Source organism: Flagellimonas yonaguniensis, assembly GCF_029193885.1.
In the GTDB taxonomy this organism is placed as follows: Bacteria; Bacteroidota; Bacteroidia; order Flavobacteriales; family Flavobacteriaceae; genus Flagellimonas; species Flagellimonas yonaguniensis.
The window spans coordinates 71,215-87,685 of sequence record NZ_JARFVB010000002.1; the positions used below are offsets into that span (position 1 = coordinate 71,215).

At 42.7% G+C, this 16,471-nt stretch carries 17 protein-coding genes; 4 read left to right on the forward strand and 13 right to left on the reverse strand.

Annotation, left to right across the window (positions count from 1 at the left end; all coding sequences use genetic code 11):
* Entirely contained in the window at positions 1-1,401 is a 1,401-nt protein-coding gene (locus tag PY092_RS04660; protein ID WP_275614699.1) for a peptidylprolyl isomerase, read from the reverse strand.
* Positions 1,385-2,266, reverse strand: coding sequence for a peptidyl-prolyl cis-trans isomerase (locus tag PY092_RS04665; RefSeq protein ID WP_275614700.1), 882 nt, complete (start codon positions 2,264-2,266; stop codon positions 1,385-1,387). The genes PY092_RS04660 and PY092_RS04665 overlap by 17 nt, the downstream gene beginning before the upstream one ends.
* 117 nt (positions 2,267-2,383) lie before the next feature.
* Between PY092_RS04665 and PY092_RS04670 the strand changes: the two genes are divergently transcribed.
* Both PY092_RS04670 and PY092_RS04675 read left to right on the forward strand, forming a co-directional pair.
* Positions 2,384-2,836: an SRPBCC family protein gene (locus PY092_RS04670; protein WP_275614701.1), complete on the forward strand. Its 453-nt coding sequence runs from the start codon at positions 2,384-2,386 to the stop codon at positions 2,834-2,836.
* Between the two features lie 5 nt (positions 2,837-2,841).
* The gene (locus tag PY092_RS04675; protein WP_275614702.1) at positions 2,842-3,099 is read left to right on the forward strand and encodes a hypothetical protein; all 258 of its coding nucleotides are present in this window, start codon (positions 2,842-2,844) and stop codon (positions 3,097-3,099) included.
* Between the two features lie 100 nt (positions 3,100-3,199).
* Here PY092_RS04675 and PY092_RS04680 read toward each other — a convergent pair whose 3' ends face one another.
* Both PY092_RS04680 and PY092_RS04685 read right to left on the reverse strand, forming a co-directional pair.
* On the reverse strand, positions 3,200-4,816 hold the full coding sequence (locus PY092_RS04680; RefSeq protein WP_275614703.1) for a Gfo/Idh/MocA family protein: 1,617 nt from the start codon (positions 4,814-4,816) through the stop codon (positions 3,200-3,202).
* On the reverse strand, positions 4,813-5,292 hold the full coding sequence (locus PY092_RS04685; protein ID WP_275614704.1) for a DoxX family protein: 480 nt from the start codon (positions 5,290-5,292) through the stop codon (positions 4,813-4,815). Before PY092_RS04685 ends, PY092_RS04680 begins: the two co-directional genes overlap by 4 nt.
* 355 nt (positions 5,293-5,647) lie before the next feature.
* Between PY092_RS04685 and PY092_RS04690 the strand changes: the two genes are divergently transcribed.
* On the forward strand, positions 5,648-8,233 hold the full coding sequence (locus PY092_RS04690) for a cyclic nucleotide-binding domain-containing protein (RefSeq protein ID WP_275614705.1): 2,586 nt from the start codon (positions 5,648-5,650) through the stop codon (positions 8,231-8,233).
* Here the strand turns inward: PY092_RS04690 and rimO are convergent.
* Positions 8,230-9,531, reverse strand: a complete 1,302-nt coding sequence (rimO, locus tag PY092_RS04695; protein WP_275614706.1) for a 30S ribosomal protein S12 methylthiotransferase RimO — start codon at positions 9,529-9,531, stop codon at positions 8,230-8,232. The two genes, PY092_RS04690 and rimO, sit on opposite strands and share 4 nt — an antisense overlap.
* Positions 9,532-9,658: 127 nt before the next feature.
* Here rimO and PY092_RS04700 point away from each other — a divergent pair, with 127 nt between their 5' ends.
* Positions 9,659-10,756: a serine hydrolase domain-containing protein gene (locus tag PY092_RS04700; protein WP_275614707.1), complete on the forward strand. Its 1,098-nt coding sequence runs from the start codon at positions 9,659-9,661 to the stop codon at positions 10,754-10,756.
* On the opposite strand, the gene PY092_RS04705 is transcribed toward PY092_RS04700, so the two are convergent.
* The 8 genes from PY092_RS04705 to PY092_RS04740 form a co-directional block, all read right to left on the reverse strand.
* Positions 10,753-12,414, reverse strand: coding sequence for an amidase family protein (locus tag PY092_RS04705; RefSeq protein WP_275614708.1), 1,662 nt, complete (start codon positions 12,412-12,414; stop codon positions 10,753-10,755). The two genes, PY092_RS04700 and PY092_RS04705, sit on opposite strands and share 4 nt — an antisense overlap.
* Positions 12,415-12,420: 6 nt before the next feature.
* The gene (ftsY, locus tag PY092_RS04710) at positions 12,421-13,377 is read right to left on the reverse strand and encodes a signal recognition particle-docking protein FtsY (protein WP_275614709.1); all 957 of its coding nucleotides are present in this window, start codon (positions 13,375-13,377) and stop codon (positions 12,421-12,423) included.
* A gap of 177 nt (positions 13,378-13,554) precedes the next feature.
* Positions 13,555-13,707 (reverse strand): DUF4295 domain-containing protein, encoded by a 153-nt coding sequence (locus PY092_RS04715; protein ID WP_108245252.1) that lies wholly within the window; start codon positions 13,705-13,707, stop codon positions 13,555-13,557.
* Positions 13,708-13,745: 38 nt separating this feature from the next.
* On the reverse strand, positions 13,746-13,928 hold the full coding sequence (rpmG, locus tag PY092_RS04720) for a 50S ribosomal protein L33 (protein WP_100817574.1): 183 nt from the start codon (positions 13,926-13,928) through the stop codon (positions 13,746-13,748).
* 28 nt (positions 13,929-13,956) lie between these two features.
* Positions 13,957-14,184, reverse strand: coding sequence for a 50S ribosomal protein L28 (rpmB, locus tag PY092_RS04725; protein WP_100817573.1), 228 nt, complete (start codon positions 14,182-14,184; stop codon positions 13,957-13,959).
* A gap of 74 nt (positions 14,185-14,258) precedes the next feature.
* Positions 14,259-15,509 carry a competence/damage-inducible protein A gene (locus PY092_RS04730; protein ID WP_275614710.1) on the reverse strand — a complete coding sequence of 417 codons (1,251 nt, stop codon included), beginning with the start codon at positions 15,507-15,509 and terminating at the stop codon, positions 14,259-14,261.
* Entirely contained in the window at positions 15,510-15,848 is a 339-nt protein-coding gene (locus PY092_RS04735) for an Hpt domain-containing protein (RefSeq protein WP_275614711.1), read from the reverse strand.
* Complete coding sequence (locus PY092_RS04740; protein ID WP_275614712.1) at positions 15,848-16,459, reverse strand: fumarylacetoacetate hydrolase family protein; 612 nt, start codon at positions 16,457-16,459, stop codon at positions 15,848-15,850. Before PY092_RS04740 ends, PY092_RS04735 begins: the two co-directional genes overlap by 1 nt.
* Between the last annotated feature and the right edge of the window lie 12 nt (positions 16,460-16,471).

Below are 16,471 nucleotides of genomic sequence, written 5' to 3' on the forward strand. Positions count from 1 at the left end.
TTATTCCTTTACCCAGTTGTTTGCAAAATCACAACCCCTACTTTCCGAATCCACATGGATATAAGTGTCTTCGATATGCTCGTCCATCCATTCCTTGATGGCCTTGAATTGCTTTTCCCTTAGCGCCAACTCCTGAATCTTTATGTAGTCCTTGGCAAAATCCGCCTCGTGCTCGTCATATCTATTGGAAATCTTCATGATCTTGAACTTTGGAGCACCTCCTCTTTGGTCATTCTCACGAAGTGGACGTGAGATTTCCCCATCCTTTAAATCCCTAACTTGGTTGTAAAGTGTCGGGTCCATCTTGGTCAGCTCAAAACGGGAATCAAAATTTATGGGATTACGGAGCAATCCTCCATCGAACTTGGTCTCTTTTTCATCTGAAAAATTCAGTGCGGCCTCGGCAAAGGTATATTTTCCATCCAAAATCTGCTGGCGAATGGTATCCAATTCACTTACAGCTTTGTCGATGGCACTTTGGGGAACATCCGGAATCATGAGGATGTGGCGTAAATCCCTTTCCTGTCCTCTTACCTTCTCTAGATAAATAATATGATATCCAAAGGTGGTTTCAAAGGGCTCCGAGATTTCCCCTTCTTGAAGGCTAAAGGCAACATCCTTGAATTCTTTTACAAACGGGGTTTCCTTTGTCATACTATAGAAACCTCCCTGAGATTTGGAGCCTGGATCCTCTGAATACAAAATCGCCTTTACGTTGAAACTGGCATCGTTCTCCAAAACATCCTGACGGATTTCCTTCAATTGATTGATTACCTTTTGCTTTTCCTCTTCAGGAGCTTCTGGCTGCTTTACAATCTGGGCGATTTCCAACTCCGCCCCGAAAACAGGTCGCTCATCCTCTGGAATTTTGTAGAAAAACTGGCGAACCTCCTCTGGGGTCACTTCGATGGGCTCTACAATTTTACCTTGCATTTTTTCGGAGAGCATACGTAGCTTATTGATTTCAAAAAGCTCTTCACGGAAGCTTTCCATATCGGACTTTTTGTAGTAGTTGAGCATTCTCTCGACACTACCTATCTGCTGTGTCAACTGCTGAATCTGTCTATCACTTTGGGCGTTTACCATATCATCGGATACCAACAAGCTATCCTGGACGGCTTGATGGGCATACAGTCTATCTTCCATCAGTTTTCCCAAAAGACTGCAACGGGTCACATCCTCAGTGGAGGCTCCTTGGTTTTGAAGGTCGATCAATGTCTTGTCGATATCCGATTCCAAAATCACATAGTCCCCGACCACTGCGGCAATACCATCCAATTTCACTTTTTTGGTATTGCTTATGGTATCATTCACACCCATTGCTTGGTCTGCTTCTTGTGCCTGTACCATTCCGAGCATTGCAAAAAATGCTATGGAAAGTCCTTTAATTTTCTTTATCATAAACCTCAAATTCTTTCTTCTTAATAGCTTCATCTATAATTTCAGTTTCCAGTCTTTTAACATAGTTCAACCGTCTCCTGTTCAAAATCAGTTGCCTGATATCCGGCTCCACATAATCAAAAGGTGCTGTTTCGTTGACTTCCAACACATTGGTTACCCAGCCCAAATATACCTCTAACGAATCTTGTAACTCAAAAAATTGTGTTTTTTTTAAGTGGGTTTCCTCATTTGCCTGTGTCAAAGGGGGTATTTCTTCGATTACCCGCGAAGCACTTACCCAAATGGAATCGTTAAAATGGATTTTTTTGAACTGTACCGCTATGGAGTCCAAGTATCTTTTATCGGAATCATCCCAATTTTTGATTTTGGCCTCTACCCCATCGCTATCCAAAAACTGCTTGGACATTCCCACAAACCTGAGCTGCACCAATTTCTCGTTCAGTTTGAAGTTCTCCTTCTCTCGCTCGTAAAACTCTTCAAGCTGGTTTTTGGTAATCGCGGTATCTCGGGATTGATTTACCAAAGCTTCAATATAGGCCCGCGTATATAGGTCTGCTCGGTAATCGGACACCAAGCGATCAAATTCAGCCAATTTTTCTTCGGGCAGATTGATTTTCGATTTGGACAACAATAACTGTTTGGATGCCCAATTGTTGATATAATTGGTCACAAAAACAGTGCTATCCTCCGCTGTCATATCATCCCCGATCAAAGGGGCAATATCCTCTTTATATAGAAAAGTATCATCAACCCTCGCCAGTGGTTCCTTTTCTTCCGCTTTATTGAACATCCCCTCGCAAGAAACAAATAAGACCGAAGCCAAAGCGCAAAGGATGAAAAGCGTATTTTTTTGGTGCTTAAGCATCCCGCAAAAATAACAATTACAAAATCCCTTACAAGAAGGTTCTAATTTCCTTAACAGATTTTTTAGTTGGAAATAGATGCCAAGAAATTGCTACTTTAGTACAAAACCAAACTGAACATGAAGTATACTACCGAGATTGTTGTTGATGTCCCAAGGGAAGAATTCATCAAAAAAATGGATGACCCAGATAACATGAAGCATTGGCAAAGAGGACTTATTGCCTATGAGCAACTATCCAACAATCCTGGACAAGAAGGGGCTCGGATGAGCTTGAGCTACGAAATGGGAAAACGGAAAATGGATATGGTGGAAACCATCATCAAAAGAAACCTTCCCAAAGAAATTCACATGACCTACGATACCAAAGGGGTCCACAACATTCAAAAAAACTTTTTTAAAGAAGAAGATGGCAAAACCCGATGGATATCCGAATCGGAATTTCAACTTTCGGGATTCGGTATGAAACTCATGGGCTTTCTGATGCCGGGTGCTTTTAAAAAACAATCCTTAAAATACATGGAAGACTTTAAGGCATTCGCCGAAAATGGCATCTCCGTGCTCAACTCATAAAAACAATGGAAAAACTTTTGGATAGAAAAATCAAGATCATTTGGGACTTTAGAGGGCCAACTGCTGCCCAGATTGCCGAACACTACTTAAAACACCTGAAGGAGTTTGTGGAAGTGGAGGAGTTGAAATATGATTTGGGAGGTGTGGAGCATTTCAGCCCTACCCATAGCATCGCCTATTTGGTGGTGGCCGAATTTGAATTGAAGGAAGTAAAGGATATTCTCAAACCCCACAGGGGCGAGGTCTACAATATGGAAATCTAAGTTTACACCACTAAAATACGAATGGGACATTGCCTCAAGAATAAATCCCTTTGGGCAACATCCCATTCTCCGGACTAGAATCCGTAAAAATCAAGAAACCTCATCCAACCATTTCTGGTTGTATGTTCCAATTTTCATTGGCCAAGAGTACTTGGTCAAAGTCAATCCCTTCAATCGGTTTCAAGGTCTGGCTTGCGGCATCCCATTCTATTTTCCTGCCCAATTTCCATGACAAGCCTGCCATGTGAGCGGAGATAGCCTCTTCAAACCCTTCCTTGATACCACAGCTTACCTTTCCACCATTTTTTATGACACTCAACCACTCTCGCATATGCAAGAAGGTGGAATCTACCCGAACCCCATCAATATAGGTCCACATCAAGCCTTTGTCCGCAAAGTATTGCGATGTGGCCGATGATACAGCATCCGTTGCCTTAGCCGCTGGATCGTATTGGTATATGGGCACATTGGGTCTCATTTTTTCAGCTTCCAACATATCGGCATATCGGGTGGATGCACCATCGGGCCAAACGGTCAATCTATTGCCGAGTTCCATAGTGGCATCATGTCCCATTAAAATCGTAGGTCTACTGAACCCGTTCCCCAAAGTAGCACTGTAGCAAAAGGTCATACCATTTTCTTTGCCCTTGGCTTGACTGCTTCCGGTACTAAAATCAGGAAACTCCATGTTCACTTGAATCACATCGGGCACATTTCGTCCATCGTTATGCGTGTAAATTCCACCTGAAGAAATTACAGATGCTGGAATCCCCATATTTAGCACGCAGTTCAAACGATCATAATCGTGAGACAATAAATCCCCGGAAAGGCCGGAACCATAGGACCACCATTTACGCCACCTGAAAAAATGGTTCTTATTGAACGGCACCGTTGGGGCAGAACCCAAAAACTGCTCCCAGTCAATGGTCTCAGGACTGGCCTTCTCATGGATATCATAATTCCAGGCACCATTGTCATCGTTCCTGTTGGTATTTGTCTGGATCAATGAAACATGACCCAGGGTTCCTTTGTCCACAATATCGCGGGCGGTACTAAAACTCAAGGTTTGCCTGTGTTGGTGCCCCACAGCGAATACCGCTTCGGAATTTTCGGCAGCATTGCGCAAAGTATAGGTTTCCGCAACGGTGTGCGTCATCGGTTTTTCCACATACACATGCACATTGTTGTTCAAAGCTTCAATGGACATGGGGGCATGCCAATGATCCGGTGTTGCGATCACGACCGCATCCACATCCCCACTTTGAATCATATCCTTATAGGTCACATATCTTTTGATTTGATTGTCATCCGTAGAGAACGAATTAATGAATTTCTCTGCACGCACATCAAATACATCACAAATACCCACCAATTTCACGTTGAGACGTTCTTGGGCCTCAAAATCCTCCAATCTTTTGTTATTGGGGTCTTCTTCGGCGGCCAAACGCATCTCCTCTTTCCATTCATCGGTTGCAAAGCCCAGCGCCCTGGTCAACTGTTCGCCACGAATACCAAAACCGATTACCCCAATTCTAACAGGGTCTCCCCCTATTCCTGGAACTGCAGGTGGCAATGATGGTTTTATGTTGAGCTGTTCCAATATTTCAGAACGTTTTTTTTGTGACCCAACAGAGGTCGCCGCTCCAGCCCACCATACAGCTCCAAGTACGGGCAAGCCTCCCAATCCTATTAAAAGGTCTCTTCTAGTCCATTTCATTGTTCCTGAGTTTTAAGTTTGTTCTTTCTTAGATAATCCAAGCCAAAGTAAGCCCCCGTAGGCAATTGATAGATAACGATACAGGCCACCAGCTCAATCAAGTTTTTATTGATGATCCAGTAGTTTCCCTCGACGTTCATTTGGGTAAGACCCGGAAACGGTGGATGGGCAAAAAAATACAGTGCCAAAAGGCCAATTCCCACTATGGCTCCGAGACGCTCAAAAATTCCAAGGGTAAAGGTTACCCCGACCACCATGAGTGCGATAATGTTCAATGTATCCACCCAACCTATGGTCGCATCCCCTATCAACATGGTAAAAAACCACTCAAAAGGTCCTTGTGCGGTCGCCAAATAGCCAAAGGATGTCCACTCGGGATTATACATCTTTACCACACCTTCAAATAAAAAGTGCCACCCAATGAATATACGAAGTAGGGTAACACTCGCTTTCAGTTTATTTTGATTTTGGTTCATAGTTGTTATAGTTAATTGTAAATGTTCCTTGTTTCCTATAAGTGCCAAAAGAAAAATTGGTGCTCAGTTTCTTTTTGAAGTACTAAAAGTACCTAACAGTAATTCCAAATACCATGACCAATGTCAGTTTTTAGAAGTCTGAATATGAGGTTACCCCCTGTTTGTGCTACAACCAAAAACTGACATTTTCAAGGTTTTCCACAATATGGGATTGACCAATATCATATCTGAATTTTAGAAATACCGCTATGATCACAGCCTCATTTTTTCAAATTCATTTTTATTCCAAAATACTTTCTTCAACTGCTTTTTTTTGATGAAGTTAACCGTACCAACCCATACTTGAAGAAGGCTTGTGAGTCAGATTGAAGCGGATATCAATTATCTGAAAAAACAGTTTCCCAATGGAACCCTTTCTGTATACGAAAAGGGTCACGTTATTTGCAACATACATTCCAAAGTGAATACGTTCCGATGGTTGCTCCAAGGCACTTTCGATTATTATTCCACCACCAAAGATCCCGAAGAGGAAGTACTGGTCTGCCAAATTTCACAGTCTATGAGCACCTTGGGCCTCAATGGACTCAACGATCGTAAAAGATATACCTACAAAATCGTGGTAGCTTCCGAGCAGGCAACTTTTTTTGAAGTGCCCATTGACGAAATGGTCCATCATTTGGAAAATAATGAAACCAACCAAACCATTGCCAAGGTAAGTCGTTCGCTGTACCATCAACTGCGGCAAGCACTTTTAAAACAGACCGATTTGCTGCAAGCGGCACGCTATCGTCCCCTACAAAAAGACCGTGAATTTTTTATGGGGCCCAATACCGAGCAGGCCGAAGTGGTCTCGTTGATGCGGCGCTCTCCATTTTTGGATTATTTTGATGACCAACAACTGTCGCAAATCGCCTCCATTGCCGAGCGACGGGAGTATGAACCCGATGAAGTGCTTTACGTCCAAGACAGGCTTACAAACGGACTTTTTATTCTGATTCACGGGGAAGTGACCATCAAACGATTGGAAGGGAACATTGAGATACGCCAGCGGTCTATCAACAATCCAGGTTTTATTTTTGGCTGGTCCTGCGCTATGGGAGAAAAGGATATTTGCTCCGCTGTCACTACCCAGAAAACCTCTATTTATTTTATCCATCAAAAGGATTTGCTACAACTGCTGGACAAATGCTCCGTTTTCGCACACAACTTTTTTATGCGGTTGTTATGGCTGATGGGCAATCAAATCAATGCAGCCTTCGTCCGCTACTTGGGACTTTTGGGCAAACACAATCTGCAAGCAGTATATCAATTGATCGAGAACAACAAATCACGATTGGCCCTATCATCCCCTTTGCATCAGGTTGGGCACTTGCTCTCCAATACCAACACCAAACAATTGGGGTATGATGCCTTGTCGAAACTCATCAACAATGGTTCGCATTTGGAGCGCCATATCGCTTCACTAAGTTTAGAACTTTTGCAAGAGGATATGCAGGAACTAAAGTTTCTCAAAGGGCTTCAACAGATATATGAAACGGTAGCGGAAATGAAAAACGAACCGGGAATCGATGTCAGAAAATCGTGTGCCTTGACCACAAAAAAAGCATTCGAACACGTACAATACCACATAGAGGGGATGGACAATCTCCCTCAGAAAAGTGGATGTATCTTTATATACAACCATCTGTTCAACCACCCGTTCTACACGCTCAACAACAAATTTCAAATTACGTTGGATTCGCATTTTATCAGTGCCAAGATCTTAGATGAAAAATACAGTGATCCAGGTATTCGAACGGTAAGGATCGGTCGTGGTCAAGAATATGGCCATCAGAACTATTACAACAAATTGGGATACATCAATGTCTACACCAAGGAATCGGACACAGTGGACAAAAGGAGCAAAAAAGAAACCCGTAGCATATTTTATCGCACTGCATCTGAATATTTGCAAGACGGCCATAATTTGGTAATCAGTCCTGAAGGCACATCCTACTCCACCGAGGAATCACCTGGGCCTTTTAAAATGGGAGTTTTTAAACTGGCTCAATCCATGGAAAATGAACCTTACATTGTGCCCATTGTCCTAGCAAATTTTGACAAGCGTATTTCAGATGGTTTTTTTTACTGTAAGATTCACGAACCATTTAAACTGAGCGAAAAATTAACCGAGACGGATGCTTCTGATGTATATGAATTTGTAAAAGGCTATCAACACACTTATGCGAAGTATGTGGAAGCTGCAAGAAAAAGGGCAGAGGAACTTTATACAGCACCTGCTCCGACCGTAATGGAAGAACCACCAGAAATATGGCGCAACGAGATAAAGCGATTAAAAAGACGTGTCCACAGTCTGGAAGACCAAAACGACTTGATTATTTTTTACGGAAGTTCCTCCGTGCGACTTTGGGTTGGAATGAAAAAGGATTTGGCCCCTTTCAATGTGCTCAACTTAGGGTTTGGAGGATCTACTTATGCATGGTGCATTCATTATTTTGATGAAATTTTCAATGGAGCTGAACCCAATAAGATTGTACTCTACGCTGGGGAGAATGACCTTGCACAAGGCAAGTCTCCGCAAGAAGTTTTGAACGACTGTAACAAACTGGTTCAGATGATTCTCAAAAAATATCCCGAAGTGGAACTGGCCTTTGTAAGCTTGAAGCCCAGTTTGGAACGCGAGGAAATGATTCCCCAAATCATTGAGACCAACCTATTATTGTCCAAATATGTAATTGGAGAACTCAATGCACAATTCATCAATGTTTTTGGGCAAATGATCACAGCGGACAACCGTCCGAAACCTGAACTCTATATGTCCGATGGCTTACACCTAAACAAAAAAGGATACGCCATTTGGAGCGAGGTCATCAAAACAGCTTTGCTCTCTGCCGAAAACCCTTTGGAAAAAGAATCCATTGATTTGGCCACCGACGCTTAAGCGGGGTCTCCAAATAAATCGTAATCGGAGGCATCGGTAATCTTGATGTTCACAAAGTCCCCGATTTTCACATAATGCTTGGTAGCATCAATCAATACTTCATTGTCCACATCGGGTGAATCGAATTCGGTACGCCCCACAAAGTGATTCCCTTCTTTCCTGTCGATGATACAACGGAAGGTTTTTCCGATTTTTTCTTGGTTCAGCTCCCAAGATATCTGCGATTGGATTTCCATAATGATGTTGGCCCGCTCTTGTTTTACTTCTTCGGGAACATCATCCTGTAAATTATAGGCATGGGTATTCTCTTCGTGGCTGTATGTAAAGCAGCCTAAGCGCTCAAATCGCATATCTTGGACCCATTGTTTCAAAGTCTCAAAATCTTCTTCGGTTTCTCCAGGGTAGCCCACGATCAAGGTGGTTCGGATGGCCATTCCGGGCACCGCTTCCCTAAAGTCTCTCAACAATTTTGTGGTCTTGGCCTGCGTGGTTCCACGTCGCATACTTTTAAGTATGGCATCCGAAATATGCTGTAACGGAATATCTATATAGTTACAGATTTTAGGCTCGTTGCGCATCACATCCAAAACATCCATCGGGAATCCTGTTGGGAATGCATAGTGCAAACGAATCCATTCAATGCCCTCCACTTCCACCAACGCCTGAAGCAATTCGGCCAAGTTTCGTTTTTTATAAAGATCAAGGCCATAATAGGTAAGGTCTTGCGCAATCAAAATTAATTCTTGTACACCTTTGGCAGCCAATTTTTCAGCTTCCGCCACCAATTCTTCAATTGGGGTGCTTCGGTGTTTTCCACGCATTAAAGGTATGGCACAGAAAGAACAAGGACGATCACAACCTTCGGCAATCTTGAGATAGGCGTAGTTTTTGGGTGTGGTGGTCAAGCGCTCTCCTATCAACTCGTGCTTATAATCGGCACCTAAGGCCTTCAGTAAATTGGGAAGGTCGCTCGTTCCAAAATATTCGTCAACATTCGGAATCTCCTTCTCCAGATCTGGCTTATAGCGCTCACTTAAACAGCCGGTCACAAAAACCTTGTCCACATCACCGGACTCCTTTTTTTGCACGTACTCCAAAATAGTGTTCACGCTTTCCTCCTTTGCATTGGCAATAAATCCGCAGGTATTGATTACCACCACATTGCCTTCCTCTTCATGGGTCACCTCTTTATTGTTTGCACGCAGCTGTCCCATCAACACTTCCGAGTCGTAGACATTCTTGCTGCAACCTAAGGTCACCACATTGATTTTGTTCTTCTTTAAGGATTTTGTCCGCATAGTTCCTTTAAATGGAGTGCAAAAATACAATAACACAAGGCATTACATTGAATTGACTGCATATTTTTAGCTCTTCTACGTTAAACTATTGAACCTCATTGTAGTCAAAACTCTAAATGTCAGCACAATGAAAAACTTCTTTTTACCATTTCTTTCAAGTCTGTTCCTTGTTTTGGGCTGCTCTTCCGACAATGAGGTAACTGACCAAATACCAGGTCCCGAGCCTGAAGAAAGTCAATTGTACTTTCCTCCTTTGGGAACGTCTGAATGGGAAACCCTATCTCCATCCGACCTATCTTGGAGCATTGATGCTGAACAAGGTTTACATGATTTTTTGAACGAAAAAGGCACGGATGGCTTCATTATTCTGAAAGATGGTAAGATTGTGGTCGAATGGTATTTTGATGATTTTACCGCCAACGACAATCATTCTTGGAATTCAGCCGGTAAGACCTTGACAGCAATGACGGTGGGTATTGCCCAAGCGGAAGGCTTTTTGTCAATAGAAGACTCCTCACAAGAATATTTGGGCGAAGGTTGGTCCATGCTTACGCCAGAACAGGAAGCCAACATCAAAATACGTCATCATTTGACCATGACCACAGGGTTGGATTATACCGTGGACGACCCTTTTTGTTATGATAAGGAATGCCTTTTATATAAAAATGAACCGGGAACTTTCTGGTACTATCACAATGCAGCCTATACCATTTTGGACCAAGTGATCACAAACGCCACCCAAGTGGATTTCAAACAGTATTCGTACCAAAAAATAAGGGATAGAATAGGAATGCAGGGAAATTGGGTCAAATTGGGGTACAATAACCTTTTCTTTAGTAATACCCGAAGTATGGCACGTTTTGGGCTACTTTGCCTGAATGAAGGCACTTGGGATGGGGAAGAAATCCTGACGGACAAAACCTATTTCACGGAAATGACCAATACCTCACAAGATTTGAACCCCTCGTACGGATATCTATGGTGGTTGAACGGTAAGAACAGTTACAAAGCCCCCAGTTTTGAGACTTCAATTAGTGGTGAATTAATCCCGGAAGCTCCTGATGAGCTTATCGCGGGACTCGGTGCCTTTGACCAAAAATTATATCTGATTCCAAGCGAGAGATTGGTCATTGTTCGTTTGGGCGACGATGCTGGAGAAAGTCAATTGGGGCCCTCTAGTTTTGACAACCAACTTTGGGAAAAACTCAATGCCTATATCGACTAGTCCTGATAACCTTTGGGGATTTCCCTTGCTTTGGTCAATTCCTCAAAGGCTTTACCGATACGCAATAAATGTGCTTCAGAAAAAGGCTTTCCGATGAAGGTCAGACTTTCTGGCTCCCCAGTAGCTTTATATCCCATGGGAACAGTCAAGGCAGGATATTCCGCCACCGCTGCGTAACCTGCATGGTAATTGTTGATGCTCAACACGGCATCGAGGTCCTTTTCTTCCATAATATTGAAGAAGGCTCTTCCCGATTCCATTAAGTCTTCTTTTATTTTTTCAAATTGCTCTGCAGTAGTTGAATCCGCCAAAATACCATCAAAACGGGCTTGTCCATAAGGTATACGTACCAGGGAATCTTGCTGGTTAAAGGCAACCACATCTTCTACGGATTCCACCCGTACAGCATCTTTATCCTTGACCTCAGCATTTATATAAGCAGGCAAATCTTCCCTCATATCCAGATTCAACAGGGTGGTAAAACCTTCCAAGGGAATGTTCTCTGCTTCAAATTCCACGACTTGTGCGCCAGCCTCTCTCAAAGCCTCGACATTGGCAACATAAATGGAATCGCGTTCCATTAAGTTCTTCATTGCACCTAAACGGATTTCCTTCAGAGGTTCTGGGTTCATCCAAGCGGATAAAATGCCCGGTTCTGCACTTACCGATTTATAATCGGCATCATCCTTCCCTAACATGGCATCCAGCAAAATGGCATTGTCCGTCACATTTTTGGTCATAGGGCCTGGAGTATCCAAGGTACTGGAAATAGGCACAATACCTGTTCTACTCAACAAGCCTATAGTCGGTTTCAATCCAACCACGGAATTTTGACTGGATGGCGAAAGTATGGAACCTGAAGTTTCCGTGCCCACAGCACCTACGGCGTAGTTGGTCGCGGTGGAAGTACCACTACCTGCACTGGACCCCCCGGTATCAAAAACCCTTCTTCCGTAGGGGTTCAATGTTTGGCCACCCACTGCACTCTGTCCGTTAGGACAAACCCCACAGATAAAATTGGCCCACTCACTCAAGTTTGCCTTTCCAAGAATAAGTGCTCCCTTTTGTTTTAAGCGCTCCACGATAAAAGCATCATCCGTCTGATTATCCTTAAGTGCAATGGCCCCTGCTGTTGTTTTCATTTCAGCAGTTCCAATATTGTCTTTCAACAAAATGGGCATACCGTAAATAAGGTGATGGATTTCCTTGCTTTCATCCAACTGACGTGCTTCTTCGAGCACATTGGGATTCAATGCAATAATGGTATTGAGGGTGGTATTGTTGGGCAATTCGTATTTATAGATTCTGTGCAAATAAAAAAGCACCAAATCCTCATACGTAAAAGTACCTTGATCAATATGGGTTTGAAGGGTCGGGATATCTTGCTCCAAAACCAAAGGCTTCATTTTTTCATATTGTGCTTCGGTAAATTGTGATACTTCATCATACAACGGCAAAAACACTTCATTTTTGTCCAATACCTTGCTTTGGATGAATTTATAACGCATCCGTCTGTTCTCATTTTCGGCACTGGCAGCCACCTCGGCAGAATCGTTGTAAGGCGTCCACAGAACAACATCTTTCTTGGGTTGCGCTTCCTTCTGCTTACAGGAAATGAAACCAATCAATAAAAAAGAACAGATAAGATATTTGTACATCGTCATTTATATTTTGAAGAATGAATCAACAAACTCATATTTGTTGAACACTTGAAGGTCTTCTATCCCCTCGCCTACGCCAATATACTTTACTGGAATTTGGAATTGGTCGGAAATACCGATGACAACCCCACCTTTTGCAGTGCCATCCAATTTGGTCACGGCCAAACTGCTTACTTCAGTGGCTTTGGTAAATTGCTTCGCCTGCTCAAATGCATTTTGCCCCGTAGAGCCATCAAGTACCAAAAGTACTTCGTGAGGTGCATCTGGAACTACTTTTTGCATGACGCGCTTTACCTTGGAGAGCTCATTCATTAAATTTACCTTGTTATGTAGACGCCCGGCCGTATCCACCAAAACCACATCAGCCTTTTCCGCCACAGCGGAGTTTAGAGTGTCGAAAGCAACGGAAGCCGGATCGCTCCCCATTTTTTGTTTTATGATGGGAACATCCACACGCTTCGCCCAAACTTCCAATTGGTCAATGGCAGCTGCACGAAAGGTATCGGCCGCACCAAGAACCACTTTAAAGCCTTTATTTTTAAATTGATGGGCCAATTTTCCAATAGTCGTAGTCTTACCTACACCATTAACACCCACCACCATAATGACATAGGGCTTTTTATCTTGGGGAACCGTGATTTCGGTATCCTCGCCTGAATTGGTCTCCGAAAGCAAACCAGCGATCTCTTCACGAAGAATGGTATTGAGTTCGTCCGTCCCCATATATTTGTCGCGGGACACGCGTTCTTCGATGCGCTCGATTATTTTTAGGGTAGTGTTTACACCCACATCGGAAGTGACCAAAACTTCTTCCAGATTATCCAATACTTCATCATCCACTTTGGATTTCCCTGCAACTGCCTTGCCCAGTTTACCAAAAAAACTGCTTTTGGATTTTTCGAGTCCCTTGTCCAAGGTCTCTTTTTTATCCTTCGAAAATATATTTTTGAATAAGCTCATCCTGTGTTCTTTGAGAATGGTCAAAGATAGCAAAGTAAGGGGAGTTTTGTTAACACAAAATTTCAATGAAGGGCATTAAGAATGCATCATTTCATACAAATACGACAAAATAAAAAACCTTAAAAATAAAAAAGCCGCTAAAAAGCGGCTCTCAATATTGTTTTAAGGAAAAAACCCTTATTTGCTGTTCAACCAGTCATTGACCATCTCGGGTGCCATTACAGACTCCACGAAAGTATAAGCTCCAGTTTTAGGAGATTTAACCATTTTGATGGCCTTTGTCAATCTTTTGGATGATGACTGAAGTGTTGCTACTGTTTTCTTTGCCATGGCTTATATTTTTCTGCCCTTTATTTTGTAAAAAGCTATTACTTAATTTCTTTATGAACTGTCATACGCTTAAGGATAGGATTGTATTTTTTGATTTCCATCCTATCTGGCGTGTTCTTTTTGTTCTTGGTGGTAATATACCTAGAAGTACCTGGCATACCAGATTCTTTGTGTTCTGTACACTCTAAAATTACCTGAACCCTATTTCCTTTCTTTGCCATTGTATTGTACTTAAAATGCTTTTACAACTTACTTTTTGGAATTGATTTCCTTCAAGACAGCAGAGATTCCTTTTTTGTTGATGATTTTCAACCCACGGGCAGAAACGTTCAAGGTTACCCAACGATCTTCCTCAGGAATATAAAATCTCTTCTTGGAGATATTCGCATCGAACCTCCTTTTTGTCTTATTGATAGAAAAGGAAACGTTGTTTCCAAACATCACCTTTTTTCCTGTTACTTCACAAACTTTAGACATCTCCCTAACTATTTGAGTGATTTTATTGAGGCTGCAAATTTATACCATTTTAATGGGACGTACAAAATTCTTTTTCAGAAATTTAAAATTTCTTTGTACAACAGCTCAAAAGCCTTGTTTACAGACTTTTTCACGACCCTTTCCCGGTGCTTGCCCATCACGAATTTTTGGGCAAAAGTTTCCTTTGGTGTACTTATTCCTATATATACGGTTCCCACTTCGGCATCGGAGTCACCTTTGGCGGGGCCAGCGTTACCTGTTGTGGCAATGGCAAAATCAGTTCCCAGCTTGCATTTCACATTGTTTGCCATGGCAATGGCCACTTCCTCACTCACTACGGAATGTGCATCGATCAATTCTTGTGGCACTCCCAACAAATTTACCTTGGCCTCGGTGGCATAGCACACCATACTGCCCTTAAAATAATTGGAAGCCCCTGGAACTGCGGTTATCCGCTCGGCAATGCCTCCTCCCGTAAAACTCTCAGCAGTGGCAAGGGACATTTTTCGTTCGGTCAACAACGTTCCAATCTGTTTTTCCACCCGTCCATTTTCCTCCTCCTCGCCATATATAATGTCTCCAATCAGAGGATAAAGCTTTTTTACCTCTTCCTCAATACCAGCCATGAGGGCATCTTTGTCATCCCCTTTGGCAGAAAGACGCAACCTTACACTGCCTATATTGGGCAGATAGGCGAATTTGATAAAGGATGGCAAGTTGTTCTCCCACTCCTCCAACTTTTCGGCAACGGCACTCTCCCCCATTCCATACGTCATGATGGTCTTGTGGACAATATGGGGGCGGTCGTATTCTTCAATGATCTTGGGCAGGACGGATTTGGTAATGAGGTTCCTCATCTCGTAGGGCACACCCGGAAGGGAAACAAAAGCGGTTTTCCCTTTTTTAATCCAGATACCCGGTGCCGTACCAAACTCATTGTGCAGTACCGTGGCCCTTGAGGGCACCATGGCCTGTTCCCTGTTCAAATCTGAAATGGGCGTAGTGATGTATTTTCTGAAAAGTTCTTCGATGTGACTCAAAACGGCATCATCCTGAACCAGTTCATCCTCAAAGAACTCACAAAGGGTGTGTTTGGTAACATCATCCTTTGTTGGCCCCAAACCTCCTGTGATGATAACTACGGAAGAACGTTCCCCAGCTTCCTTCAAGGACTTTAAAATATGTTCCTTATCATCCTGAATAGATGTGATCTGATAGACGGAAACACCTATTTTGTTCAGCTCTTTGGAAATAAACGCTGAATTGGTGTCCACAATCTGACCTATGAGAATCTCATCCCCAATGGTGATGATTTCAGCTTGCATTTATAGATCGAAGTCGTTTTTAAGTTCGGAAACCACTTGGAGCACATCTTTTTTAAGGATAGGGAATTTTTCTTCAATCTCATCCATACTCCCTGTTGTTTTGCCCAGGGTTTCTATTTCAAGTGCCTTCGCCCTTGTCTGCTCCATACCCAAAATATCCACATTGGGTTTGATTTTGTGTGCGAGCTTGTATATGCTTTCGTAGTCCTTGACTTCGATGGCCTTTTCCAGACCTTCCAAGTCCTCTGGCACTTCTTCCAAAAAGACGGAGATCACAGAGGTAATGAAATCCTCATCACCTTCCGCCATTTCATTTATTTTATCGAGGTTGTAAATCATTATCTTACATTAATATCAAACATTTGCTCTTCTTCCAAGGTACCGACAAGGTAGTCATTTGGGCTTACTTTACCAACACCTGCAGGCGTACCTGTAAAAATGATATCGCCTTTTTTCAACATGAAATATGTGGATATGTGAGCTATAATCTCATCTATCTTCCATAACATCAATGAGGTATTTCCATCTTGGACCGTTTCGCCATTTTTGGACAATGAGAAATTCAAGTTGTCCAAATCTTCAAATTTGTCCTTGGGCAGCCACTTTCCCACCACTGCAGCCCCATCAAACCCTTTGGCCTTTTCCCAGGGCAGTCCTTTGGACTTTAATTTGGATTGTAGGTCCCTTGCGGTAAAATCTATTCCCAAGCCCACTTCATCGTAATACTTGTGGGCAAATTCCGTGGAAATATGTTTTCCTACCTTTTTGATTTTTACCAAGACCTCCACTTCATAATGTACATCTTCGGAAAATTCGGGAATATAAAAATCCTGTTCTTTGGGCAAGATGGCTGAATCGGGCTTTATAAAAACCACTGGTTCATCCGGACGCTCATTGCTGAGCTCATTGATGTGGTCTACATAATTACGTCCTATACAAATCAGTTTCATAATTTGCTTATG